This is a genomic window from Arthrobacter sp. TJ-270 (assembly GCF_058269075.1).
Genome location: NZ_JBZCNB010000001.1, coordinates 610,015 through 633,180 on the forward strand (window position 1 = coordinate 610,015; position 23,166 = coordinate 633,180).

Genomic DNA, 23,166 nt, shown 5'->3' on the forward strand with positions numbered 1-23,166 from the left:
CCACTGTCACCGGAGATTCCATAAACGAATTACGTTCGTTTAGTATGCCGGTTGATGCTCCTGTGCGCAAGGACACATTGTTGCTGTCCGGTCACAACAACGGCGGCCGGCCGGTTCAGCCCCGAAGAACTGTCCAGCCGACCGCCGTCGTATTCCCTTGCGGAAGGGCGCTACTTCACCGAGCGGATCGCCGCCTCCAGGACGTCAAGGCCGTCCTTGAGAAGTTCCTCGCCGATGACCAGCGGAGGCAGCAGGCGGATGATGTTGCCGTAGGTGCCGCAGGTAAGGATGATGACGCCTTCCTCGAGGCATGCGGCTGCAATGGCCTTCGTTGCAACGGGGTTTGGCTCCCTGGAGCCGGGCATCACGAACTCGACGGCGAGCATCGCCCCGCGGCCGCGCACCTCGCCGATGATGCCCGTCTCCTCCTGCAGTGCCTTCAGACGGGGCACCACGATTTCCTCGATCCGCCGCGCACGCGCTGACAGGTCCAAATCCGTCATGGTGTCGATCGCTGCGAGCGCCGCAGCACACGCAACGGGGTTGCCGCCGTAGGTGCCGCCGAGGCCGCCCGGGTGGACGGCGTCGAGCAGGTCGGCCCGACCGGTCACAGCCGACAGCGGCATGCCGCCGGCAATACCTTTGGCCATGGTGATGATGTCCGGCACAACGCCCTCATGGTTCACCGCGAACCACTCGCCGGTGCGGCAGAAGCCCGACTGGACCTCGTCGGCGATGAACACGACCCCCTTTTCCTTTGCCCATGCGGCGAGGGTCGGCAGGAATCCGTCGGCAGGGACAATGAAGCCGCCCTCGCCCTGGACCGGTTCGATGATGATCGCGGCCAGGGATTCGGCGCCGATCTGCTTCTCCATCATGGTGATGGCGCGCTTCGCAGCCTCCTCGCCGGTGATGGCCGGGTTCTCCTCACGGAACGGGTAGCTCATGGGCAGGCGGTACACCTCGGGCGCAAATGGGCCGAAAGTGCCGTCCGGTCCGGCCTTGTAGGGCAGCGACTTCGCGGTCAGCGCCATGGTCAGGTTGGTGCGCCCGTGGTAGGCGTGATCGAATGCGGCGACAGCCGACCGGCCCGTGGCCAGGCGTGCGACCTTGACGGCGTTCTCCACCGCTTCCGCGCCCGAGTTGAAGAGTACGGTGCGCTTCTCGAAGTCACCGGGGGTCAACTCCGCCAGCTTCTCCGCCACCGCGATGTACCCCTCATAGGGGGTCACCATGAAACAGGTGTGCGTGAAGTGCTCAACCTGCTCCTTCACGGCTCCGACGACGGCGGGATCCGACGCGCCGACGCTCGTCACCGCGATGCCGGAGCCGAAGTCGATGAAGGAGTTGCCGTCGACGTCGTGCACGATGCCGCCGTCAGCGTCCGCAACGTACACGGGGACGCCGGAGGCAACACCCTTGGCGACGACGGCGGAGCGGCGTGCGTTGAGCGCGGTGGACTTGGGGCCGGGGAAATCACCGATGATGCGGCGCTTCTGCTCGAGCCGGAATTGTGGCTGGAGTGCCTGGGTGGTCATAGGAAGGTCCTTTCTGGGCCGTGTAGCGCTTGCTTAGGCGTCCAGCGCGCTCATGACGTGCTTGATACGGGTGTAGTCCTCAACGCCGTACATGGAGAGGTCCTTGCCGTAGCCGGAGCTCTTGAACCCGCCGTGGGGCATTTCGGCGGTGAGGAGGATGTGGGTGTTGATCCAGACTGCGCCGAAGTCCAGGTCGCGGGAGAGGCGCATGGCAGTGCCGTGGTCGGTGGTCCATACGCTGGAGGCGAGGGCGTAGTCGACGTCGTTGGCCATTTCGATCGCTTCATCCTCGGTGGAGAACTTTTGCACGGTGATGATCGGGCCGAAGGTTTCCTTCTGCACAATGTCGTCGGTTTGCTGGGCACCGGTGATGATGGTTGCTTCGAAGAAGTAGCCCTGGTCACCGGAGCGCTTGCCGCCGGTCGCCACGGAGCAGTGCGAGGGCAGCGCATCCATGACCGCGTTGACGGCGTTGAAGTGGTTGATGTTGTTCAGGGGCCCGAAGTAGTTCTTTGAGTCGTCGGCGTCACCCGTGGTGAGGGTCTTGGTGTGGTCAACCATGGCGGCCACGAGATCGTCGTGAGCCGAATCCTGCACCAGCACTCGGGTGATGGCGGTGCAGTCCTGGCCTGCATTGAAGAATGCGAACTCGGCGAGGGCAGCTGCCGTCTTCTTCACGTCAGCATCGGCGAAGACGATGGCGGGAGCCTTGCCTCCCAGCTCCAGGTGGGCACGCTTCAGGCCCTTGGCGGCGCCGGTGGCGACAGCGATGCCGGCGCGCACCGAACCGGTGATCGATACCATGGCCGGTGTCTTGTGCTCAACCATGGCCGCGCCTGTTTCACCGGTGCCGAGCAGCACGTTGAGGACGCCGTCGGGCAGGATCCCCTGGGTCAGCCGGGCAAGGACGAGTGTGGACTCGGGAGTGGTGTCGCTGGGCTTCAGCACAATCGAGTTGCCGGCGGCGAGCGCCGGCCCGATCTTCCAGATGGCCATCAGGAACGGGTAGTTCCACGGAGCAACCTGCGCGACGACGCCCACCGGCTCGCGGCGGACGTACGAGGTATGACCCTCGAAGTACTCACCGGCGGACTTTCCTTCGAGCAGGCGTGCGGCGCCCGCGAAGAATCGCAGCTGGTCGGCGCCCGCAGCGATTTCCTCCGAAGCGATCATGGTGCGGACCTGGCCGGTGTTACGGTGCTGGGCCTCGACGAGTTCGTCGCTGTTGGCTTCGATCGCGTCGGCGAGCTTGAGCAGCATGAGCTGGCGCTGGCCGGGCGTGACCTTCTTCCAGGAGGCGAAGGCCGTTTTGGCTGCGCCCATGGCGGCGTCAATGTCAGCCTGCACGGAAACCGGAGCTTTCGCGACAACTTCCCCGTTGGTGGGGTTGACGATGTCGATCATCTCGGTGCCGCTCGGGGTGACGAATTGCCCGTTGATGAAGTTCTGCAGGGTGGTTACCACGGCATTTTTCCTTTCGTTCCGGGACAGTACTGCCCAAATTCATTGCCGACCCTACGTGGTCCACGCCACTCCGCCTAGGTTTATCCGCACAACGCTTCAGTAGAACCGTCATGCATCCGCACAAGCTCTCCCGCCTATAGTGGAGTTATGGCGATCACATTGTCGGCGCTCTTGGCGACGCCCGCGCTGAAGCTGCAGCAGGTTGGCACCAGCGAAGTCACCGACGTTCCCGTTCAGTGGGTCGCCGTGACCGAACTTGAGGACCCTCAACCGTTCCTCAGCGGGGGCGAGATCGTGCTCACCACCGGCCTGCGGCAGAAGTCAGCGACGTCGCAACGAAACTTCGTCCGGCACGTCCATGCAACGGGTGCGCTCGCCATCGGTTTCGCCACCGGCCTCAGCCACGAGAAGGTGCCCGCTGCCTTTCTGGACCAGGCCGACGAGCTCGGCCTCCCGGTGTTCCGGGTCCCGTATGAGACGCCCTTCATCGCAATCGGGAAGATGGTTGCCGATTCCCTGTCCGCGGAGCATTACGCGCGTCTCGAGAACCTGCTGAAGGGCCACCAGGTGTTGGCCGCGGCCCTGCTGAGCGGTGGCGGCCTGCCCCAACTCCTGCGCGAGCTGGCCGCGATGCTGCGCACCGACGTCGCACTTTCCCAATACGGAACGCAGCTCTTCGCGACCGGCGGAAGCGCTGCGGTATCCTCACTCGGCGAGAGAGACCGTGCATGGCACCGGGTCCCTGTGGCAACCGGGCTGAAGGACCGCTGTACCCTGGCCATCGCTGAACCCTACGAACGTGACGCCATCACCGACTACGCCCAGAGCCTGATCAGCGTCGAGCTGAGCAACCAGGCGAGGCGCAGGGCGAGTGACCGCGCCGTCGTCGGGCAGCTGCTGCAGGACGTGGTGCGCGGCACGCTGGCGGGAAGCGACGCCGCGGCCCGCCTGGGCAGCGCAGGAATCGACACTGTCCGCCGGCAGTGCATTGTGCTCGCAGATGTGGCAACCGGTCAGCGCCGCGCCTTGCGGACGCTTCCCTTGCCCGGAAAGTACGACGACGTCGTGACCGCGGTCCTGGATGATCGCCTGGTCATCGCGGTGCCGGAAAATGACGGTGAATCCGTCAGCAGGGCGCTGAGCACCTACCTGCACGGCGCCGGCTTCACCGCGAGGGTGGGCTTCGGCGGCGGCTATGCGCAGGTGAGCGGGCTGCGCTGGAGCTACTTTGAAGCAAGGGAGTCGCTGACCCGGGGGGAGCCGGTCAACCGCCCCGACCGGCTCAGCCTCACCTCGCTCCTGATGGCGAGCGAGGATGTGCCTCTGGCGGACCTGGCTGCTGAAGCGCTCGATCCCGTGGTGGCGTTCGACGAACGGCACGGCGCCGAGCTGATGCTCACGCTCGAGAAGTACCTCGCCCACAACGGGTCGGTGGCCGCGGTCGCGGACGTCCTGCAGCTGCACCGCAATACGGTGCGGTACCGGCTGCAGCAGATCGTTGACCTGACGGGCTATGACCCGGCTGTTACGGCTGACCGGGTGCACCTGTACCTCGCGTTGAACGTTCGCGGCCTGCGGTAGCCTCACCGGCCTCCTGCGTGGTCGATGCAGAACCGCGTCCAGGGCCGCGCCTCCAGCCGGCCTTCAGCGATGCGGCAACCGCACACCTCGCAGGTCCCGTAACGTCCCTCGTCCAATCGACGCAGCGCCGCCTCCACTTCGGCGATGCGGGCGTCGGCATCACGCAGCAGCGTCGCAGACTGCGAGAGTTCAAAAGCAATGGTGGAGCCCTCGGGATCATGTTCATCGTCCACATTGGAATCGCGACGCAGGTCGCTGGTGGACACGATGTCCCCGTTCAGGGCCGCTTGTGTCTTACGCGATGCGGCCAGCTCGCGCTGAAGCAGGGTCCGAAACCGCTTTTCATCGCTCATGTGGCCTCCCCGACGTCAGTTTTGCAAGGATCCTACTCGCGGCACCCTCTAGCGTGGCGGCCCCGCCGATCCATAAGGTGAACGAATGGGAAATGAACTGCATACGAGCCTGCTGCACACCTGGCAGGGCATTGAGGATCCGGCCCGCCTGGATTCCGCCACCATCAACCTCGAGCCGGGTCGGTTGAGCGCACACGGCACTTCCCGAACGGACTCGTATGCCTTGAGCTGGGCGCTTACCACCACGGACGGCTGGGTAACGCGCCGGCTGACCGCAACGGTTCACGGTTACGGCTGGAGCCGCCACCTTGAGCTGGAACGCGATGACGACGGCGTGTGGTCAAGTACCGCTTCCAGCGCCGGCGAGTGCAGCCTTCCCGCTCCCGGTATCGACGACCCGTCCCTGCTGACGGGTGCCCTGGATTGCGACCTTGGCCTGTGCCCGGTCACCAACACCATGCCGATCCTGCGGCTGAACCTTCATTCAGCGGAACTTGCTCCCGTGGACGAGACCTCGATGGTCATGGCGTGGGTGGACGTGCCGAGCCTCCGCGTGATGCGCAGCAGCCAGATGTACAGCCAGCTGCGCGCTGCGAACGAAGACCGCAACGGCGTGGTGCTTTACAGCTCGGACAATCACGGGTTCACCGCTGAACTGCAGATCGACCGTGAAGGCATTGTGGTGGACTATCCCGGTCTGGCCACCCGAATTCGGTAAGTTCGGGCAACCTCCCTCACGGTCGGCCGCTGTCGGATTCACTCCCCCGCGGATTGTCGGGCAGCTCGAATGTGAAGGTGGTGCCCCGGCCCAGCTCACTGCGGCAGTGGATCCGGCCGCCGTGTTCTTCAACAATTGACCGGACGATGGCGAGGCCGAGCCCTACTCCGGGAATCGCCGCCTGGCGCACAGCCGAGGTCCGGAAGAATTTCGAGAAGACTTCGGCGCTGTCCTCCGGGCTCATGCCCATGCCGTGGTCCTCGACTTCGCAGACCACGGACCCGGGCATCTTCTGCGCCCGCACCGTGACCGTGCCTCCCGCGGGCGAGTACTTGACGGCGTTGGACAGCAGGTTGTCGAGCACCTGACCAATCCGGGCGGGATCGCTCCGCGCAATCGTGCCGTCGGGGACCTCGTTGAGGATTTCGACGCCTGCCTCTTTGCCGCGTGCAGAAATGGCGGCCACTGATTCCTTCGCGATCTCGGCGAGGTCTGTACGCACCGGGGACACGTCCGGCGGTCCTGAGGCTGCGGTGAGCAGATCGTCAACAAGCCTGCGAAGACGCACCACGTTCCGGCCGACGACCTTGAGCCCGGCCTCGGTCTCCGGCGGCAGGTCGTCATCGAGTATGAGCTCCAGGTAGCCGACGATCACCGTCAGCGGTGTGCGCAGCTCGTGCGAGACCATCGCGACGAACTCCTCCTTGGCGTTCAGCGCGTTCACGAGGTCGGTGACATCGTTGAAGGCCACGACGGCGCCCTCCCGCTTCCCGCCCTCGTCCAGCAGCATGCGGGCAGAGGCAGACAGGACACGTTGTTTGTCACCGGCGCCCACCCGGATGAGGTAGTCGGAGAACGTCTCCCCGGCAACCGCCCGGTACGCCGGGCGCTGCTCCATCGGGATGAGAGTGACGCCGTCGGCCTTGAACAGCAGGAGGTCTCTCTCGGATGCGTCGTCAACTCCCTCCGGCAATCCTGCGCGGTGTATCTCGTGCTGACGCCGGTTGAACAGGATGTCGTGGCCGTCCCCGTCTACGGCGAGCAATCCGACGTCGACCGTGTTGACCGTTGCGTTCAGCAGCCGTTCACGCTGGGCGCTGCGTTGAAGCAACTGTTGCAGTGCGTGGTCCTTCTCCTCCATGGCCAGTTGCTGGTCCATCATGCTGGCGGTCATCACGCGGACCGAGACGGCAATTCCGAAAATGATGACGGGCAGCAGAGCCGATTGGGTCAGGCTGGCGGCGGTCACCTCAGCGTCAGTGATGAAGAGCGGCACCCAGATCATCGCGAGAGGCCCCAGCAGGCTGAGCGCAAGGCAGACCTTCGGATACAGACCGGAGGCACACAGCCAGACCACCGGAAATACCGCCAGTAGCCCCACTCCCAGAACGTCCGTGCCTGCGCCGAAACGAAGCAGACCCACCGGGATGAAGTCGAGCACCGGGATGATGAGGAAGACGCCATAGGGCACGCGGTCCCACGGCGTAACCGCACAGCCCATCAGGATGATGGCGCTCACGGCGATCCCCCACTGGAAGGAAGCGCTGGACCACACCACCGGGTGGAAGAAGATGCTGCCGATTGCCAGAAGTGCCGTGGTGATGGACAGCGGTGCCTGGCTGAGAAGCACCCGGGTCCGCATCGACAGTTCGTGGAACTGCCGGGTGTTCAACGTCAGGTAGGACAGAGCATTGTCCATGGTGTCTGCTGCTCCTAACGCTCCCGTGCGGTTCCGACAGTGCCCACTCTATAGAGCCGGGCCGCGCTGCAGCGCCCGAAAGAATCCGCGCCCCGGCAGTAAATCTGCCGGGGCGCGGTGCTGGTCCTGCGGGAGACGGTTATGCGTCGGCCTGAGCCTCGACGTGGACGCTGCGGGACACGGACACCATGTCTTCCCGGGGCACAACCTTGATCCGCTCACGAACGACGCCGTCGATCTCTGTTGCGGCGTCGCCCAGCGCGCGCTCGTGCGCATCCAGCGCCAGCCAGCCCTCCCAGGTGGTGAACTGTACGCCGCGGGAGGTCAGGAGCTCGACGACGGCGCCGTCGTCGGGCGCGCCTGCCGCCGGAAGGTTCTCAAGATCCTCCAGCAGGTAGGTGACGGTCTCGAGTGCATCGCCCTTGGTGTGTCCGATGAGGCCCACCGGTCCGCGCTTGATCCAGCCGGTCGCGTAAATGCCCGGCACGTGGGTGCCGGCGGCATCGACCACGCGGCCGCCGTCGTTCGGGATGACGCCGCGGCGGTGATCGAATTCCACCTCCGGCAGGGCGGACCCGAAGTAGCCGACCGCGCGGTAGACGGCCTGAACCGGGTAGTCGATGTACTCGCCCGTGCCCACGGCGTTGCCCGTGCCGTCCAGTGCGGTGCGCTCGAACTTGATGCCGGTGACCTTCCCGTCCTCGCCGATAACTTCCACGGGGTTGTGGAGGAAGTGCAGGTGGAGCCGCCGGGACGCCGTGAACTCGGCGGGATCCTCCGGCTGCTCGGCGATCCAGTTGGTGAGCGTTCCAACCATGGTCTTGGTCTGGTTGTTGGTCTGGATCTGGCGGTCGGACTCCGCGTCGAACTCGAAGTCCTCGGGGTAGAGCACGATGTCGACGTCACGTGAGTGCGAGAGTTCACGCAGTTCCAGCGGCGTGAACTTCACCTGCGCAGGACCGCGCCGGCCGAACACGTGGACGTCCGTCACGGGCGAGTTCTTCAGCCCCTGGTAGACGTTGTCGGGGATCTCGGTGACCAGCAGGTCTTCGGCGTGTTTGGAAAGCACACGCGCCACGTCGAGTGCCACGTTGCCGTTCCCGATGACGGCAACCTCTTTGGCCTCAAGCGGCCAGTCGCGCGGGACGTCCGGGTGTCCGTCGTACCAGGAGACGAAGTCCGCTCCGCCGAAGGACCCCTCGAGCTCGATGCCGGGGATGTTGAGGTCGGCGTCCTTGATCGCGCCGGTGGCGAAGATGACGGCGTCGTAATGGGTCCGCAGGTCCTCCATGGTGAGGTCCGTGCCGTACTCAACGTTGCCGAAGAAACGGATGTCGCCGCGGTCAAGGACCTTGTGCAGTGCGTTGACGATGCCCTTGATGCGGGGATGGTCGGGTGCAACACCGTAGCGAATGAGGCCGTACGGCGCTGGGTAGCGGTCGTAGAGGTCAATGCTGACCGTAAGTTCCCCGGAGGCGACCGGTGCAGACTTCGTCAGGATGTCCGCAGCGTAGACGCCGGCCGGACCGGATCCGACGACGGCGACGCGCAGTGGACGCTGGGAGGCACCGTGGGAGAAAGTTGTGGGTTGCGACACGGCTGTGTTCCTTTGCTGGGTTGCTTCGGGCTAGTGAATCGATGCGCTGGGTGCGCAGATAAGGACGTTATGGGAGCGCTATTGGCTTGTTATCTGCGCATCCAGCGGGAAGTTCGTGGGTTGCCAGTGTGGTGAAAGCGCGACGACGTCACCCACCACGATCACAGCGGGAGACTTCACCCCGCGCTCTTCGGCGAGGTCGGCGATCGTGGCGAGGGTGCCGGTGGTCACGCGCTGCGATTCCATCCACCCGTCCTCGATGATAGCGACGGGTGTGGATGCCGCCCGACCACCGCTGATAAGCGATGCCGCGGAGGACCGCAGCAGCGATACCCCCATCAGGAGGATCAGGGTGTGGTCGCTTCCCTGCGGGATGAGCCCGGTCTGCTGGCGGATGTCTTCGTGCCCGGTGATGACGCTGAAGCCCTTCGCCACTCCCCTGTGGGTGACGGGGATTCCCGCGGCGGCCGGCACCGAGATGGCGGACGTGACACCCGGAATCACCTCGACGGGGATGCCGTGGTCGCGGCAGTACGCTTCCTCTTCACCGCCGCGGCCCAGCACGTACGGGTCTCCGCCCTTCAGCCGGACCACACGATGGCCGAGCAGCGCCTGCTCCACCAGAATCCGGTTGATCTCGTCCTGCGGCACAGGATGGTGGCCGGGGAGCTTGCCCACCTCAATCACCTGAACGTCCGGCGATAGGCCCGCGAGCAGCGAGCGCGGTCCAAGTCTGTCAGCGACCACGACGTCGGCCTGCGCCAGGAGTCGCCGGCCGCGGGTGGTCAGCAGACCCGCATCAGCCGGTCCTCCACCCACCAGGGCAACCGAACCCAACCCGTCCTTGCGGCGGTGCCGCCTCAACGGCAGCTCACCGGATTCGAGGGCGGCAGCGACGCCGTCGCGCAGGGCTGCGGCACGCTTCGGGTCACCGTGGGTGTTGACGGCCACCGTCACGTCATCAATGCGTGCGACGGCGGGAACCCAGGCCGCGGAAGCTCCGGAGTCACCGCCCTTGACGCACCAGATGCGGACAGCGTCCGCCTCGGCAGCGATCCGGTCCTGCACCTCGGCGGAACCGGAGTGGGCGAGGACCAGCCAGGCGCCGTCGAGATCAGCAGTGCGGTATTCGCGCTGCTGCCAGTCCACCCGGCCGGCAGCAGCGGCATCCGCGATATCCTCACAGGCGTAGGGCGCTACGACCGTGACCAGGGCGCCGTCGTCGAGCAGCGCCTGCAGCCGACGCGCGGCCACGGGCCCGCCGCCGACCACGAGCACGCGGCGGCCGCGCAATTGCAGTCCGAGGGGGTAAGTCATCGTGAACCTCCGGTGAGCAGGCCGCGGCGGCGCAGCAGTCGTCGTTCGAGCGGGCCGAAGACCAGCACCTCGATCACCACGCCGACTACCAGGATCAGCAGGATGGTCGCCATCACGCCGCCGATGTCATCGAGTTCGCGTCCGCGCTGCAGCAAGGTGCCCAGACCCAGGCCGAGCTCCTGCCCGCCGGCGATGATTTCCGACGCCATCAGTGCGCGCCAGCAGAATGCCCAGCCCTGTCGAAGGCCCGAAATGTAGGACGGGAGGGCGGCCGGGAGAACAATGTGCAGCGCGGTGTCCCAGGTCCCCGCCCCAAGTACGCGCCCCACCTTGCGGTGCAGCGGCTGGATCTGGTCCACGCCGGCGAGCAAGCCGTTGACGATGGCCGGAACTGCGCCGGTAAGAACCACGAAGTACACCGTGGCATCGGTAACCCCGAAGAAGAGGATTGCCACCGGAACCCAGGCCACGGTGGGCAGCGTGAGCAGGAACGTCATGTAGGGCGCGACGGCGGCGCGCAGCCACACCGAGGCGGACAGCACAAGCGCCAGCACGGTGCCTACAATGACGGACAGGAGGAATCCTGGCACGCCCCGGCCCAGGCTTGTGGCGACGCCCTGGACAAGCTCACCGGTTGCCCAGAGTCGCCCCAGAGCGGCAAAGAGCTCCGCCGGACCTGTTCCACCGCTGGCCGAGGAGGCTGCGGCCCACAGGCCGAGCACCACCACGAGAGTGGCTACGGGTGCCAGCGTCAGCAGGACGCCGCGGGAACGGGAGGCGCCAGGGCCCGCCGACACTACCCGGGCGGGACGGGCAAGCTTGAGTGGTTCAGCTAACTGCGGCAAGACCGTGCACCTCCCGATGGAGTACGTTCTTGATGGTTTCGGCCAGGGCTGCCCCCGCGACGGCATCATGGCGCTGGGTATCGGAGACCTGCCACTCCCCGGCGATGGCTCCTTCGTCCGAGGCCAGGAGAATGACGCGCTGGCCCAACCGGATAGCCTCGCGCACGTTGTGGGTAACGAGGACGATGGTCCGGCCCGTGGCGCGCCAGATGTCTTCCAGCTCATCGTGCAGGAAATCGCGCGTGATGGAGTCCAGTGCGCTGAACGGCTCGTCCATGAGGAGCAGGCTGCGGTTCTGCGCAAGCGCGCGGGCAAGAGCTACCCGCTGCTGCATTCCGCCTGAGAGCTGGTGGACCAGACGGTTGCCGGCGTCGGGAAGACGGACGATGTTCAGCAGTTCCTGTGTCCGCTCGGAACGTTGGTTCCGCGGAACGCCGGCGAACTTCAGCGCGAGTGAGATGTTGCCCGCTGCGCTGAGCCAAGGCAGCAGCGCCGATTCCTGGAACATGACCGCCGCAGGCGGGGCCAGGACGGTACCGCCGTCGGCGTGGTCCAGGCCGGCAACGATGTTGAGCAGTGTGGACTTGCCGGAGCCTGATCCGCCGACCAGGCAAAGGAACTCGCCCTTGGAGATGGACAGGTTGAGCCCCTCGAAGACCGGCGTGTTCCCGAAGTTCTTCGTGAGGTTCGCAATTTTGACGGTCGGTTCGCCGTTCACGGCGCACCGGGCGTGCTAGATGTCATAGCGTTCGTCCTCGCGGGCCGCCAGTTCAAGATGGTCGGATTCCACCAGGCCTGCGGCCAGGGTGTTGCCGTCCGAGGGATCGATGACCAGGAAAGCTCCGGTGCGGCGGAAGTTCACGTAGTTGTCCACGGGCAGCGCAGCCGCGAGCCTGATGTGGACGGTCCCGATGTCGTTGAGCTCCAGACCCGACGCCGGCTGATCGGCGAACGTCGACAGATCCAGCTTGTTGATGACCTGTCGAACCAGTCCCTGGACCGTCTTGCTGCCGTGCTTGATGAGGAGCCGCGAACCCTCTTTCAGCGGCTTCGGCGACAGCCAGCAGAGTGCTGCATACAGGTCCTGGGTGGGTTGCGGGAGTTGGGAGATCGAATCAGGCGAACCGGCTTCCGCCAGGAGGTCGCCGCGGGCAATGTCGATGTCATCGGCGAGCCGCAGCACCACGGACTGTGGAGCGAAAGCTTCCACCAGTTCCTGTCCGGCGAAGTCAATGCCGGTTACGGTCGTTTCGCGTCCCGACGGCTGCACCGTCACGGCGTCGCCAACCCGGATGGACCCGGCCGCCACCTGTCCGGCGTACCCCCGGTAGTCCCGGTAGGTTTCAGCGTCGAGCCCGGGAGCCACCGCGCCCTGCGGCCGGATGACGGTCTGGACCGGGAACCGGAACGCTTCGAAGTCCGTCTCGAGATCGGCCAGCGCCGGAAGCTGCTCAAGGGTCTCCAGCAGCGACGGCCCGCCGTACCAGGGTGTCTTCTCCGAGCGGTCCACCACGTTGTCGCCCTCGAGGGCGGACACCGGAATGATGGCCGGCTCATCGACCTTCAGCTCGCGGGCAGCCTGCTTGAGTTGCGCTTCGACGTCACGGAAAACGGCCTCGCTGTAGTCCACGAGGTCGATCTTGTTCACCGCCACGATGATGTGCGCCACGCGGAGCAGCCGCGCCACCGCGAGGTGACGGCGGGTCTGCTCCAGCACGCCCTTGCGTGCGTCAATGAGCACGACGACGGCGTCGGCCGTGGAAGCGCCCGTCACCGTGTTCTTCGTGTACTGCACGTGACCCGGAGTGTCCGCGAGGATGAAGGTGCGGTTCGCGGTGGCGAAGTAGCGGTAGGCGACGTCGATGGTGATGCCCTGCTCGCGCTCAGCCCGGAGACCGTCGGTCAGCAGCGCCAGGTCCAGTCCACCGCGCTCCCCGCCGAAACCGCGCTCAGCGGAGGTGCGGGCAACGGCGTCGAGCTGGTCTGCAAGGACCGACTTGCTGTCATGCAGGAGGCGGCCCACGAGGGTGGACTTGCCGTCGTCGACGGAGCCCGCCGTAGCGAACCGAAACAGGGTGGAGTGCTCAAGTGCTGTCTCAACAGCGGTGGGGGTAGCCATTAGAAGTAGCCGTCCTTCTTGCGGTCTTCCATCGCGGCTTCCGAGATCCGGTCGTCCGCGCGGGTGGCGCCGCGTTCGGTGAGTGTGCTGAGGGCGACTTCGCGTACAACTTCCGCGACGGTCGCTGCGTCTGATTCGACTGCCCCGGTGCAGGACATGTCACCGACGGTGCGGTAGCGGACCGTACGCGTTTCCACGGCCTCCTTCTCAGTCGGCTGGGAAACCTCGCCGACTGCACGCCACATGCCGTCACGGCGGAAAACTCCGCGCTCGTGGGCGTAGTACAGGCCCGGGAGCTCAATGTTCTCCCGCTCGATGTAGCGCCAGACGTCCAGCTCGGTCCAGTTGCTGATCGGGAAGGCCCGCACGTGCTGGCCCACAGTGTGCCGGCCGTTGTACAGGTTCCACAGCTCGGGCCGCTGGTTGCGCGGATCCCACTGCCCGAATTCGTCCCGCAGGCTCAGGATCCGCTCCTTGGCCCGCGCCTTGTCCTCGTCACGGCGGCCTCCGCCGAAGACAGCGTCGAACCGGTTCGTGTTGATGGTGTCCAGCAACGGGACAGTCTGCAGCGGGTTGCGTGTGCCGTCAGCGCGGTCGCTCAGCTCGCCGCGGTCGATGTACTCCTGAACGGAGCCGACCACCAGGCGGACACCGAGCCGCTCAACGGTGCGGTCGCGGAACTCGATGACCTCGGGGAAGTTGTGGCCCGTATCGACGTGCAGCACCGGGAACGGCACCTTACCGGGCCAGAAAGCCTTCGTCGCCAGGTGCAGCATGACCACGGAGTCCTTGCCGCCGGAGAACAGCAGGGCGGGACGTTCGAACTCGGCAACCACCTCGCGGATGATGTGGATGGCTTCGGATTCGAGGGCGTCGAGGCTTGAGAGTCGCTTCGCCGTAGCTTCACGCAGCTTAGACACGTCGCCTCGTTCCTCGGCGCCGCGATGCGCTGCTTCCGAAGCTACGGCTTCACTATTCACAGTCTTCACGCTCGCGTCCTCAATGGTCTGAGTTGAATGGCTCATTGGTGGATTCCGCACTCTGTCTTCGCTAGGCCAGCCCAGCGGCCGGCTCTCGGGTCTTCTCCTGGTGCTACCGGACGGGTGCACGGCATGCAACCGATCGAGGGGTACCCGTTGGACAGGAGCATGTTCACCGGGACCTGGTGCTCACCGGCGTAGTCGAGGAGTTCATCGAAGCTCCACGCTGCCAGCGGGTTGATCTTGACCAGGTTGTGCACCCGGTCCCAGGTGACCAGGGGCGTGTTGGTCCTCGTGGGTGCTTCGTCGCGACGTACTCCGGTGAACCACACCTCGTAGCCGGAGAGCGCCTTCTTGAGGGGGTCCATCTTGCGCAGGGCGCAGCACTGGGCGGGATCCCTGTTGAACAGGTCCTTCCCGTAGGTTGCATCCTGTTCAGCGACCGTCAGTTCAGGCATGACGTCGACGATCGTGATGTTGAGCTGGTCGGCTACCTCGTCGCGGGTGATATGCGTTTCGGTGAAGTGGTAGCCGGTCTCAAGGAAGAGTACGTCCACGCCGGGGAACTGCTGCGAGACCAGGTGCGGAAGGACGGCGTCGGCCATGGAGCACGCCACGGCGGCCAGGGACAGGTTGAAGCTGCGGGCCACCCAGGCGATTACCTGATCGGCGGACGAATCCCAGCCGAGCTCTTCGGCGCCCTTGGCGGCGAGCGCCTTCAGTTCTTCGTCCGAACGCCGGGACCGCTTAGCGGCGTCAACGTCAACGTTCTCCGGTGACAGACTCACTGCAGTACTCCTTCGTCGACGCGGTGCGACCACTGGGCGAAGGTCTCGTTCTCATGCCGGTCCGCCGCGTATCGGCGTACCACGCGCTCAACGTAGTCGGGCAGGTTGTCGACGGTCACCTTGAGCCCGCGGATGGTGCGGCCAAGACCCGCTTCGCCCCGGTCCATGGCAGCCAGCCCACCACCGAGGTGAACCTGGAAGCCCGGCGTGGGGTCGCCGTCGGGCGTGGGAAGCATCATGCCCTTCAGCCCGATGTCCGCCGTCTGGATACGGGCGCAGGAGTTGGGGCAGCCGTTGATGTGCATCGCGATCGGCTGGGTGAGCGTACCGTCGTCGACGAGGTCTGCGAGGCGTCGCTCGAGTTCCGCGATGGCCGTGGCCGCGGTGACCTTGGTTTCAACGATCGCGAGCTTGCAGTACTCGATGCCGGTGCACGCGATGGTTGACCGGCGGAACAGCGACGGACGGGCGGACAGCCCAAGCGCATCGAGTTCCGTAACGAGTGGTTCTACCTGGTCCTTCTCGACGTCAAGGACAACAAGCTTCTGGTGGGGCGTGGTGCGCAGGCGGGTGGAGCCGTGTGCCTCGAGGGTGTCAGCGAGGGAGGTGAGGATTGTCCCGGAAACCCTGCCCACGGTCGGTGCGACACCGATGAAGAAATTGCCGTCCTTCTGCTCATGGATGCCTACGTGGTCGCCCGGGGTGTCGGGCTTGGGTGCGGCGGGGCCGTCAGGGAGCTCAAAGCCGAGGTACTCGTCCTGGAGGACCTGGCGGAATTTCTCGGTTCCCCAGTCGTTCAGGAGGAACTTCAGGCGGGCCTTGGTGCGCATGCGGCGGTAGCCGTAGTCACGGAAGATGCTGGTGACACCCAGCCACACTTCGGCGGCGACATCGGGTGAAACGAAGACACCCAGCCGCTCGGCGAGCCGGGGGTTGGTCGAAAGCCCTCCCCCGACCCAGAGGTCATAACCGGCGCCCAGCTCGGGGTGGACCACGCCCACCAGGGCGAAGTCGTTGATCTCGTGTACGACGTCCTGGCTCGGGTGGCCTGTGATCGCGGTCTTGTACTTGCGCGGGAGGTTGGCCAGTTCAGGATCGCCGATGAACCGCTCGCTGAGTTCGTGAATCAGCGGGGTGGGATCGAGGATTTCGTCCTTGGCGATGCCGGCCACGGGCGAACCGAGGATGACGCGGGGAACGTCACCGCATGCCTCCGTTGTGGAGAGACCGACTGCCTCGAGGCGGTTCCAGATTTCCGGAACGTCCTCGACCCGGATCCAGTGCAGCTGGATGTTCTGACGGTCGGTAATGTCAGCGGAGTCACGGGCAAACTCGGTGGAAATGCCGCCGATGACCCGCAGCTGCTCGGTGGTCAAAGCACCGCCGTCGATGCGCACCCGGAGCATGAAGTACTTGTCTTCGAGTTCGTGCGGTTCAAGCGTGGCCGTCTTGCCGCCGTCGATACCCTGCCGACGCTGCGTGTAGAGGCCCCACCAGCGGAAGCGTCCGTGGAGGTCCGTGCCGTCGATGGAGTCGAAACCGTTTTTCGCGTAGATCGTCTCGATCCGCTCACGGACGTTGAGCCCGTTGTCTTCCTGCTTCCACGTTTCGTTGGCGTTGAGGGGCGTGGTGCCGTCAACCTTCCACTGGCCATGCGGTTTGGCGGCAGGCCTGCTTGCGCGGGGCTTCCGCGCAGTATCTGTGGTGTCTGTGGTCGCGACTGAACTCGTCATGTAAAGACAGTAGGACCGGGGCGAGAGGCCCTTCAAAGGTTTGGCAACACCCGTTCACGTGACGACACAGCACGTCACAAAGGCGTCAGGGTATTGACAGGACTGGCGGCGTTCCCGGAATCTGCCCGATCACGGGCGGGCGCACACCTTCACGAGCTGCCTGCAGGGCCTGCCGCAGTCTCTGCCGGGGTCCGGCGCCTCAAGACGGCTGATGGCGTCGTCGTAACGGGCGAGCGCAATCTCAGCGACGGTCCTGGATGGGAGCAGCGGAGCACTCACTACGCTTGCCCCTGCCTTGGCCAGCTGGTCATGGAAGTAGCCCGGGGCCAGCAGGTAGGAAGCGATGGCCGGGCTGGCGGCCCCTTCCTGCGCATCTGCAACCGCTTCCGGCACGGAGGGACGTGCGCTTGCGCCGTACCCAACGACGATCCGGCCGGGGCGCACCTCCGCGAGTTGCACCGCGAGCTCCGCGACATCCACACCGGCGCACGCGTCCGAGGAACCTGCCGCAGCAAGTACGACGGCGTCATCCGGCTCCACCCGGGCTTCTTCCAGCCGTTGCTGCAGCAACTCGGCCAGCCTCGGGTCAGGTCCCAGCGGAGCGGCGGCGTACGTGCCGGGCCGGCTCTGCACCGCCTCGGCAATGTCCACCTTCACGTGGTAACCCACAGACAGGAGCAGCGGCACGATTACGGCCGACCCCTCCGGGAGCGCGGCGACCACCTCAGGGAGGTCCGGCTGCTGGACATCGACGTAAGCTTCCCGGATGTCGAGTTCCGGGCGAAGCGCACGCATCTCGTCACGCAACCGGTTGACGGCAGCCTGCCCCTCGGCGCTGCTGGTGCCGTGTGAACACGCGATCAGGACGGGTTGGTTAGACGAAGGCATGTTGGCCATTGAAGCACCCGCCTGCGACTATTGACAGTTGTGTCCCGTAACGAATTGACCCCATGAACGCCCCGCTGATCCTTGACCTGTTCGGCGTTTTCTTTTTCGCTGTGTCCGGGTCTTTGCTGGCGGCGCGGAAAGGCTTCGACCTCATCGGCTCCCTCCTGCTGGCTTCCCTCGCCGCGCTCGGCGGCGGCGTGGCCCGGGACGTAATAATCGGTGTCGATCCCGTGGCATTCACGAACCCGCTGTACCTGGCGCCGCCTCTCCTGGCCACCTTTCTGGTCCATTTTCTCTACTCACGCTTCGAGAAGGTGACCAGCCTTCTGATGCTCTTCGACGCCGGCGGATTGGCGCTCTTCTGCATTGTCGGGGCCCTGAAGGCCATCAACACCGGATGGAATCCGGTCGCGGCAGTACTGCTCGGCGTCACTACCGCCGTCGGGGGTGGACTGTTGAGGGACGTCGTCGCGAACGAGGTGCCGGGATTGTTCAATCCGGGAGACATCTACGCGCTGCCTGCCTTCCTGGGCGCGGCCCTCACCGTCGTCCTCGCGAAGCTGGAACTGTTCAACGTCCTGACCGGAGTGACCGTCGCGGCACTGGTGTTCCTCCTGCGGGTTCTTGCCTGGCGGGCGGGATGGCATGCACCCCTGGCCACCCATTCACCGCGTCCTTCAGCGCCTCCCCCGGCGGGATAGGATTGAGCGATCCCCCAACCTCACCTGGAGCCACTGTGACCGAGCTGTTCCTGGATAAATTCCGCGCCCTCGTACCCGCTTACTTCGAGGAACCCTGGGTGGCGGAAGACGGCCTGTCTGAAGACGAACTGGCCCAGCTGCGGGAGGGCCAGGACTTCCCGCTCCCGATGGCGATGAGCGAGTTCTACCTCGCCGTCGGCGCTTCCGAAGACCTCATGGAAGCGTTCCACTACGTCTGGGATCCGGACGAGCTCGAAATCGAGGACGGTTTCCTGCTGTTCATGGAAGACGTCGATGAAAAGTTCGTCTGGGGCGTCAAGGCTGACCAGCTGACCGTCCCCGATCCGATCGTCTGGCGTCGCAACAACGCCCGTGGTTCCTGGAAAAATGAGGAAGGGACCTTCAGCGAATTCATGCTCGACATGTTCGACTGGGTGTTCGATGACGAGGCAGAATGACCTGGGTCACCCACGCTCCGCAAGGATACGAGTGCCCGTTCTGCGACCTGGCCTCGGGCGAATTCCGATTCGCCTCCAACCTCTGCGAGCCGGGCGACCTGATCTACTCGGATGACCTGGTTCTGGCGTTCATCGCCTCACACGGCTTCGAGCCGAACCCCGGGCACGTCCTGGTGACGCCTCGCGCCCACCACGAACTGCTGTACGAACTTCCCGACGACGTGGCCGGCCGTATCATGACCGTCACACGCGACATGGCGATCGCCATCAAGCGCGCGTGGAACCCGGACGGCGTCTCAACCCGCCAGCACAACGAACCCGCCGGCAGCCAGCATGTCTGGCACTACCACCAACATGTGCTCCCCCGCTGGCACGACGACGGCTTCTACTTCACGCCGAGGAGGCCCATCGTGGACCCGGCAATCCGCGCCGGCAAGGCCGCTGAACTTCGCAAGGCGCTGGGCCTCTAACCCGAGGCTCTTGACGGGTTTCGAATCAGCGGATAGCCTCAACTTCCTACTGAGAAAACGTTTTCTCAAAGTGCTGCGATCCACCTGGGCCAGCACAACAGAGCACTGACGACCCACCACAGTGAAGGAAGATTCAATGACGAAGTTCCCGCGATCAGCCCGCGCCATCATGGCCACATCGCTTGCCATGACACTTGGTCTCACCCTGGGAGGTTGCGGGAACGGAGCGGAAGCTCAATCCGGGGACGGCAGCCTGCGGTTCTCCTGGTGGGGCTCGGATCCCCTGCACAACACCACCCTGGACGTCATAGAAGACTTCGAGGCCGAGAACCCGGACATCACCGTTGAAGGTGAGTACGGCGAATGGGGTGGCTACTGGGACAAATTGGCCACCATGACCGCAGGCGGAGACGCACCCGACGTCATCAACATGGACGAGAAGTACCTTCAGGAATACGCCGGCCGGGGCGCATTGACCGACCTCAGCACACTGCCAGGCCTGGACCTCTCAATGTTCGATGAATCGGCACTGGAACTTGGTGCGTACGAGGACGGAATCTACGGTTTGACCACAGGCCAAAACGCCTATGTGGTGATGGTGAATAAGGATCTCTTTGAAGAGGCCGGTGTTGAGCTACCCGATGACACCACATGGACCTGGGAGGACTACTACGCCCTTTCGGCTGAACTGGCCGAAAAGCTCGGGGACGAAAGCGGAACAACGTATGGTGCGCAGGAAGCCGACCTGCGAATCTGGCTGCGGCAGCACGGCGAATCTCTGTACGGTGAAGAAACAGGAGTGGGCTACAGCGCCGCTACGGCCGCGGCATGGTTTGAGCACCTCCTCGATGTCCGCGATGAAGGCGGTGGAATGAGTGCTGCCCAGTTCACTGAGGAACAATCCGGCGCGTTCGAGGCCAGCAGCTTCCCCACAAACAAGGCCGCCATGGGGTGGTTCTGGTCCAACCAATTGGCATCGCTCGAGACGGCCACAGGAAGCAACATCGGCATGCTGCGGACACCTTCGGTCTCCGGGAAAGTGGCAGACAACGGAATGTATTACAAGTCGACGATGTACTGGTCCATCTCCAGCCAGTCCGATGACCAGGAGGCGGCGGCTGAATTTGTGAACTACCTTGCCAACAACGAGGACGCCGCAAAGCAGATCATGGTCGACCGCGGTGTTCCTGCCAATCCTGATATGGTCGCCGCCATTGAGCCGGAGTTGAGTGAAACCGAGCAGACTGTCGTGGACTTCCTCGAGGAGATCCGCCCGGACATGGCCGGGCCTGAGAAGATCTCGCCCGTGGGCGCCGGCGGCGTGCAGGACGTGATCAAGCGTTATGCCTCCGAGGTGCTATTTGACGCCCTCACCCCCCAGCAGGCTGCCGAACAGATGACCGCTGAGATCGAAGGACTGATCAACGCTTAGCAGCGTCCCCACCATGACAACAGAACCCAGCCCGATTGCAGGTTTTGAGGACTGGCCCGCCTATGTGCGGGCCAGCCCCCTGCATCAAGGGCACGACGACGGCAGTAGGCGGCTTGCGGCAACCCTCGGGGTCCCAGCGCTACCGAGTACGCAACCTGAGATCATGCACGGGACGGGTTGGGCTGTGGAGGGCGTCCAGGTGACCCAGCTCCAGTGGCAACTGTCTTATGGTCCTCCCACCACTGCGTACCTCCTGGTTCCAGAGCACCGTCGCGGACCGCTCCCGGCGGTGCTCTGGAACCAGTGCCACGCGGGGAACAAATGGTTAGGCTCCGAGCGGCTGATCGATATCGGGCCGGAAACACCAGAGGAAGTCTCGGTACTGCAAAGGGAACTGTATGACGGCCACGCTGTTGCCAACGAGGTCGCCCGGGCAGGCTTCGCAGTACTGGTTCACGACGCCTTCAGCTGGGGTAGCCGAAAGTTCACGCTGGATCCCGCTCCGCGTCGGACAGCGGACTGGGTTGAAGCGCGGATGGCACAGTGGGCTGAGCAGCGCATAGTCCCTTCGGCCGGGATGCTGTATAACGCAGCAGCGGCACACCACGAAAATACGATCGCAAAGGCTTCAGGCCTGCTGGGCACCAGCTATGCGGGGATGGTTGCACACGAGGATCTTGTTGCCCTGGCCATCCTGCGCTCGCTGCCTATAGTGGACCCTGAACGTATCGGCGCTGCCGGCTTCTCCGGGGGCGGCGGCCGCTCACTCGCCCTCGCAGCACTCGCTCCTGATGTGCGAGCCTGCGTCATTTCCTGCATGATGACTACTTTTGCGGGCCTGTTCCCTGATCATCTCGACCATCACTCCTGGCTGCTCAACACGCCGGGGCTGGCTCGAGCGTTCGACCTGCCGGAACTCACAACCCTGAATTCGGGATGCAGCTTCCTCGTGCAGTTTGCCGACACCGATCCGCTGTTTGCTCGAACTGGCATGCGGGACGCCGACAGGATGCTTCAGCGATTGCATGCGCAGGATACGGGCCGGTACACCGGAGCCTGGTACGACGAGGGGCATGTCTTTTCCTCGGCTTTGAGGAACGACGCACTCGGTTTTCTTCAGCGAAAATTGCAACCTTCCCTCTAGAAAAGATGAGAAGTGCTCTTCCTGACACGCCTGCGGATCTACATAGCGCCGTACATAGCGCCGTACATAGCGCCGTACATAGCGCCGTACATAGCGCCGTACATAGCGCCGGCCGACGCTAGACGTCGCGGCTGACGACCGCCTGTGCAAAGCTCGCCAGCGCAGTTTTGACCATGCTGTCGGGCAACGGGTCGAGTGCGGAGACCGCGTCTTCCGCCCACTGCTGCGCAACGGTCCAGGCCTGGCGTGTGGCCGAGTGCTCACGGAGGGCTGAAACAGCTTCTGCGAGGGCCTCGTCCGAGGTCAGGTCGCCGTCCACCAACTCGAGCACGCGCTGCGCGGACCCGTCGCCGGCAGCAGCCGCCTGGCGCAGCAGGAGTACGGGCAGCGTGGGTACGCCCTCGCGCAGGTCGGTCCCCGGAGATTTGCCCGATTTAGACTTCAGCCCGGTGACGTCGATGACGTCATCTGCCAGCTGGAATGCAACACCAACCTTCTCGCCGTAGGACACCATGACATCGACAGCCGACGCCGGTGCATCCGCGAAAATCGCACCGAGCTGCCCGGACGCGGCAACCAGGGAGCCGGTCTTGTCCGCGATGACCGACAGGTAGTGCTCCACCGGGTCCTCGCCGTCCCGGGGACCAACGGTCTCGTGCAGTTGGCCGAGGCAGAGCCGCTCGAAAGTACGCGCCTGAATACCGAGCGCACGGGATCCCAGCTCAGAAACCAAGATCGAAGCCCGGGCGAAGATCAGGTCGCCGGTCAGGATCGCTACGGAATTACCCCACACTTCGTGTGCCGTCGGAGCGCCCCGGCGGTACGGCGCGGAGTCCATCACGTCGTCGTGGTACAGAGTTGCCAGGTGCGTCAGTTCCACGACGACGGCGGCAACCACCACTTCCGGCTTGGTTGGATCTCCGAGGTGGGAAGCCAGGATGGTCAGCAGCGGACGGATTCGCTTGCCGCCGGCTTCAACGAGGTGGCGGGAGGTGGCGTCTGCCAGCGGATCGGAACTGGAGATCGCTTCGCGAAGCTGTTTCTCGACCTTGGCGAGGCACGTTGACACAGCCGGTCCAAGCTCCGGATCCTCAGCAATCAGGGCGAAACCTGCGGGCAGGCGGAGCCCCGTGGCGATCACGCCGGTGCTCGGCTCCAGCTCGTCGATGAGCGGGCGCGGATGGCCAGCGCTGGTCCAGCTGGTTTGGGGGGAATCCGTCATGGGTCTAAGCCTATCGGGCGAGGGAGCGCAGCGAGCATTGGGAGTCAACGGGCTGGAACTTTCGTGCAGCTCTGGCGGGTTCTGGGCCGCCCTTCAACCCGCCAGAGGTGCGCAAAAGT

At 64.8% G+C, this 23,166-nt stretch carries 21 protein-coding genes; 7 read left to right on the forward strand and 14 right to left on the reverse strand.

Features of this window, described 5'->3' with window-relative positions:
• Positions 1 to 170: 170 nt before the first annotated feature.
• Together gabT and AC4D2M_RS02920 are read right to left on the reverse strand one after the other, a co-directional pair.
• The gene (gene gabT / locus AC4D2M_RS02915) at positions 171 to 1,538 is read right to left on the reverse strand and encodes a 4-aminobutyrate--2-oxoglutarate transaminase (protein WP_490889823.1); all 1,368 of its coding nucleotides are present in this window, start codon (positions 1,536 to 1,538) and stop codon (positions 171 to 173) included.
• Between the two features lie 33 nt (positions 1,539 to 1,571).
• A complete protein-coding gene (locus AC4D2M_RS02920; RefSeq protein WP_490889825.1) occupies positions 1,572 to 3,002 on the reverse strand; it encodes a gamma-aminobutyraldehyde dehydrogenase in 1,431 nt (476 codons plus the stop codon).
• A gap of 147 nt (positions 3,003 to 3,149) precedes the next feature.
• Here AC4D2M_RS02920 and AC4D2M_RS02925 point away from each other — a divergent pair, with 147 nt between their 5' ends.
• The gene (locus AC4D2M_RS02925) at positions 3,150 to 4,583 is read left to right on the forward strand and encodes a PucR family transcriptional regulator (protein ID WP_490889827.1); all 1,434 of its coding nucleotides are present in this window, start codon (positions 3,150 to 3,152) and stop codon (positions 4,581 to 4,583) included.
• Between the two features lie 2 nt (positions 4,584 to 4,585).
• Here AC4D2M_RS02925 and AC4D2M_RS02930 read toward each other — a convergent pair whose 3' ends face one another.
• Positions 4,586 to 4,936, reverse strand: coding sequence for a TraR/DksA family transcriptional regulator (locus tag AC4D2M_RS02930; RefSeq protein WP_490889828.1), 351 nt, complete (start codon positions 4,934 to 4,936; stop codon positions 4,586 to 4,588).
• A gap of 85 nt (positions 4,937 to 5,021) precedes the next feature.
• On the opposite strand from AC4D2M_RS02930, the gene AC4D2M_RS02935 reads away from it, so the two are divergent.
• Positions 5,022 to 5,654: a putative glycolipid-binding domain-containing protein gene (locus tag AC4D2M_RS02935; RefSeq protein WP_490889830.1), complete on the forward strand. Its 633-nt coding sequence runs from the start codon at positions 5,022 to 5,024 to the stop codon at positions 5,652 to 5,654.
• A gap of 16 nt (positions 5,655 to 5,670) precedes the next feature.
• On the opposite strand, the gene AC4D2M_RS02940 is transcribed toward AC4D2M_RS02935, so the two are convergent.
• The 10 genes from AC4D2M_RS02940 to AC4D2M_RS02985 all read right to left on the reverse strand — a co-directional run bounded on the left by AC4D2M_RS02940 (position 5,671) and on the right by AC4D2M_RS02985 (position 17,620).
• Positions 5,671 to 7,353, reverse strand: a complete 1,683-nt coding sequence (locus tag AC4D2M_RS02940) for a sensor histidine kinase (RefSeq protein WP_490889831.1) — start codon at positions 7,351 to 7,353, stop codon at positions 5,671 to 5,673.
• Positions 7,354 to 7,492: 139 nt separating this feature from the next.
• Positions 7,493 to 8,950 (reverse strand): FAD-dependent oxidoreductase, encoded by a 1,458-nt coding sequence (locus tag AC4D2M_RS02945; RefSeq protein ID WP_490889832.1) that lies wholly within the window; start codon positions 8,948 to 8,950, stop codon positions 7,493 to 7,495.
• Positions 8,951 to 9,028: 78 nt separating this feature from the next.
• On the reverse strand, positions 9,029 to 10,267 hold the full coding sequence (cobA, locus tag AC4D2M_RS02950; RefSeq protein WP_490889834.1) for a uroporphyrinogen-III C-methyltransferase: 1,239 nt from the start codon (positions 10,265 to 10,267) through the stop codon (positions 9,029 to 9,031).
• Positions 10,264 to 11,112, reverse strand: a complete 849-nt coding sequence (locus AC4D2M_RS02955; protein WP_490889838.1) for an ABC transporter permease — start codon at positions 11,110 to 11,112, stop codon at positions 10,264 to 10,266. Before AC4D2M_RS02955 ends, cobA begins: the two co-directional genes overlap by 4 nt.
• Positions 11,096 to 11,830: an ABC transporter ATP-binding protein gene (locus AC4D2M_RS02960; protein WP_490889839.1), complete on the reverse strand. Its 735-nt coding sequence runs from the start codon at positions 11,828 to 11,830 to the stop codon at positions 11,096 to 11,098. The genes AC4D2M_RS02955 and AC4D2M_RS02960 overlap by 17 nt, the downstream gene beginning before the upstream one ends.
• A 15-nt stretch (positions 11,831 to 11,845) precedes the next feature.
• The gene (locus AC4D2M_RS02965) at positions 11,846 to 13,231 is read right to left on the reverse strand and encodes a sulfate adenylyltransferase subunit 1 (protein ID WP_490889841.1); all 1,386 of its coding nucleotides are present in this window, start codon (positions 13,229 to 13,231) and stop codon (positions 11,846 to 11,848) included.
• Complete coding sequence (gene cysD, locus AC4D2M_RS02970; protein ID WP_490889843.1) at positions 13,231 to 14,256, reverse strand: sulfate adenylyltransferase subunit CysD; 1,026 nt, start codon at positions 14,254 to 14,256, stop codon at positions 13,231 to 13,233. Before cysD ends, AC4D2M_RS02965 begins: the two co-directional genes overlap by 1 nt.
• Positions 14,253 to 14,993, reverse strand: a complete 741-nt coding sequence (locus tag AC4D2M_RS02975) for a phosphoadenylyl-sulfate reductase (protein ID WP_490890410.1) — start codon at positions 14,991 to 14,993, stop codon at positions 14,253 to 14,255. The genes cysD and AC4D2M_RS02975 overlap by 4 nt, the downstream gene beginning before the upstream one ends.
• Positions 14,994 to 14,995: 2 nt before the next feature.
• Positions 14,996 to 16,732 (reverse strand): nitrite/sulfite reductase, encoded by a 1,737-nt coding sequence (locus tag AC4D2M_RS02980; RefSeq protein ID WP_490889845.1) that lies wholly within the window; start codon positions 16,730 to 16,732, stop codon positions 14,996 to 14,998.
• A gap of 129 nt (positions 16,733 to 16,861) precedes the next feature.
• Entirely contained in the window at positions 16,862 to 17,620 is a 759-nt protein-coding gene (locus AC4D2M_RS02985; protein WP_490889847.1) for a sirohydrochlorin chelatase, read from the reverse strand.
• A 62-nt stretch (positions 17,621 to 17,682) separates the two neighbouring features.
• Here AC4D2M_RS02985 and AC4D2M_RS02990 point away from each other — a divergent pair, with 62 nt between their 5' ends.
• The 5 genes from AC4D2M_RS02990 (at position 17,683) to AC4D2M_RS03010 (ending at position 21,825) form a co-directional block, all read left to right on the forward strand.
• Positions 17,683 to 18,321: a trimeric intracellular cation channel family protein gene (locus AC4D2M_RS02990; RefSeq protein ID WP_490889849.1), complete on the forward strand. Its 639-nt coding sequence runs from the start codon at positions 17,683 to 17,685 to the stop codon at positions 18,319 to 18,321.
• Between the two features lie 35 nt (positions 18,322 to 18,356).
• Entirely contained in the window at positions 18,357 to 18,779 is a 423-nt protein-coding gene (locus AC4D2M_RS02995) for a hypothetical protein (RefSeq protein ID WP_490889851.1), read from the forward strand.
• Positions 18,776 to 19,249 carry an HIT family protein gene (locus AC4D2M_RS03000; RefSeq protein WP_490889853.1) on the forward strand — a complete coding sequence of 158 codons (474 nt, stop codon included), beginning with the start codon at positions 18,776 to 18,778 and terminating at the stop codon, positions 19,247 to 19,249. Before AC4D2M_RS02995 ends, AC4D2M_RS03000 begins: the two co-directional genes overlap by 4 nt.
• A gap of 136 nt (positions 19,250 to 19,385) precedes the next feature.
• Positions 19,386 to 20,681: an ABC transporter substrate-binding protein gene (locus AC4D2M_RS03005; protein WP_490889855.1), complete on the forward strand. Its 1,296-nt coding sequence runs from the start codon at positions 19,386 to 19,388 to the stop codon at positions 20,679 to 20,681.
• 13 nt (positions 20,682 to 20,694) lie between these two features.
• Positions 20,695 to 21,825: an acetylxylan esterase gene (locus AC4D2M_RS03010; RefSeq protein ID WP_490889857.1), complete on the forward strand. Its 1,131-nt coding sequence runs from the start codon at positions 20,695 to 20,697 to the stop codon at positions 21,823 to 21,825.
• 118 nt (positions 21,826 to 21,943) lie between these two features.
• On the opposite strand, the gene AC4D2M_RS03015 is transcribed toward AC4D2M_RS03010, so the two are convergent.
• Positions 21,944 to 23,047, reverse strand: coding sequence for a polyprenyl synthetase family protein (locus AC4D2M_RS03015; RefSeq protein WP_490889859.1), 1,104 nt, complete (start codon positions 23,045 to 23,047; stop codon positions 21,944 to 21,946).
• Positions 23,048 to 23,166 lie beyond the last annotated feature (119 nt).

Excerpts from the sequence above, each read along its gene's own strand:
- gabT (WP_490889823.1), bottom strand. The coding sequence starts at position 1,538 with ATGACCACCCAGGCACTCCAGCCACAATTCCGGCTCGAGCAGAAGCGC.
- AC4D2M_RS03015 (WP_490889859.1), bottom strand. The coding sequence starts at position 23,047 with ATGACGGATTCCCCCCAAACCAGCTGGACCAGCGCTGGCCATCCGCGC.
- AC4D2M_RS02985 (WP_490889847.1), bottom strand. The coding sequence starts at position 17,620 with ATGCCTTCGTCTAACCAACCCGTCCTGATCGCGTGTTCACACGGCACC.
- AC4D2M_RS02935 (WP_490889830.1), top strand. The coding sequence starts at position 5,022 with ATGGGAAATGAACTGCATACGAGCCTGCTGCACACCTGGCAGGGCATT.
- AC4D2M_RS03000 (WP_490889853.1), top strand. The coding sequence starts at position 18,776 with ATGACCTGGGTCACCCACGCTCCGCAAGGATACGAGTGCCCGTTCTGC.
- cobA (WP_490889834.1), bottom strand. The coding sequence starts at position 10,267 with ATGACTTACCCCCTCGGACTGCAATTGCGCGGCCGCCGCGTGCTCGTG.
- AC4D2M_RS03005 (WP_490889855.1), top strand. The coding sequence starts at position 19,386 with ATGACGAAGTTCCCGCGATCAGCCCGCGCCATCATGGCCACATCGCTT.
- AC4D2M_RS02965 (WP_490889841.1), bottom strand. The coding sequence starts at position 13,231 with ATGGCTACCCCCACCGCTGTTGAGACAGCACTTGAGCACTCCACCCTG.
- AC4D2M_RS02990 (WP_490889849.1), top strand. The coding sequence starts at position 17,683 with ATGAACGCCCCGCTGATCCTTGACCTGTTCGGCGTTTTCTTTTTCGCT.
- cysD (WP_490889843.1), bottom strand. The coding sequence starts at position 14,256 with ATGAGCCATTCAACTCAGACCATTGAGGACGCGAGCGTGAAGACTGTG.
- AC4D2M_RS03010 (WP_490889857.1), top strand. The coding sequence starts at position 20,695 with ATGACAACAGAACCCAGCCCGATTGCAGGTTTTGAGGACTGGCCCGCC.
- AC4D2M_RS02940 (WP_490889831.1), bottom strand. The coding sequence starts at position 7,353 with ATGGACAATGCTCTGTCCTACCTGACGTTGAACACCCGGCAGTTCCAC.
- AC4D2M_RS02930 (WP_490889828.1), bottom strand. The coding sequence starts at position 4,936 with ATGAGCGATGAAAAGCGGTTTCGGACCCTGCTTCAGCGCGAGCTGGCC.
- AC4D2M_RS02925 (WP_490889827.1), top strand. The coding sequence starts at position 3,150 with ATGGCGATCACATTGTCGGCGCTCTTGGCGACGCCCGCGCTGAAGCTG.
- AC4D2M_RS02980 (WP_490889845.1), bottom strand. The coding sequence starts at position 16,732 with ATGACGAGTTCAGTCGCGACCACAGACACCACAGATACTGCGCGGAAG.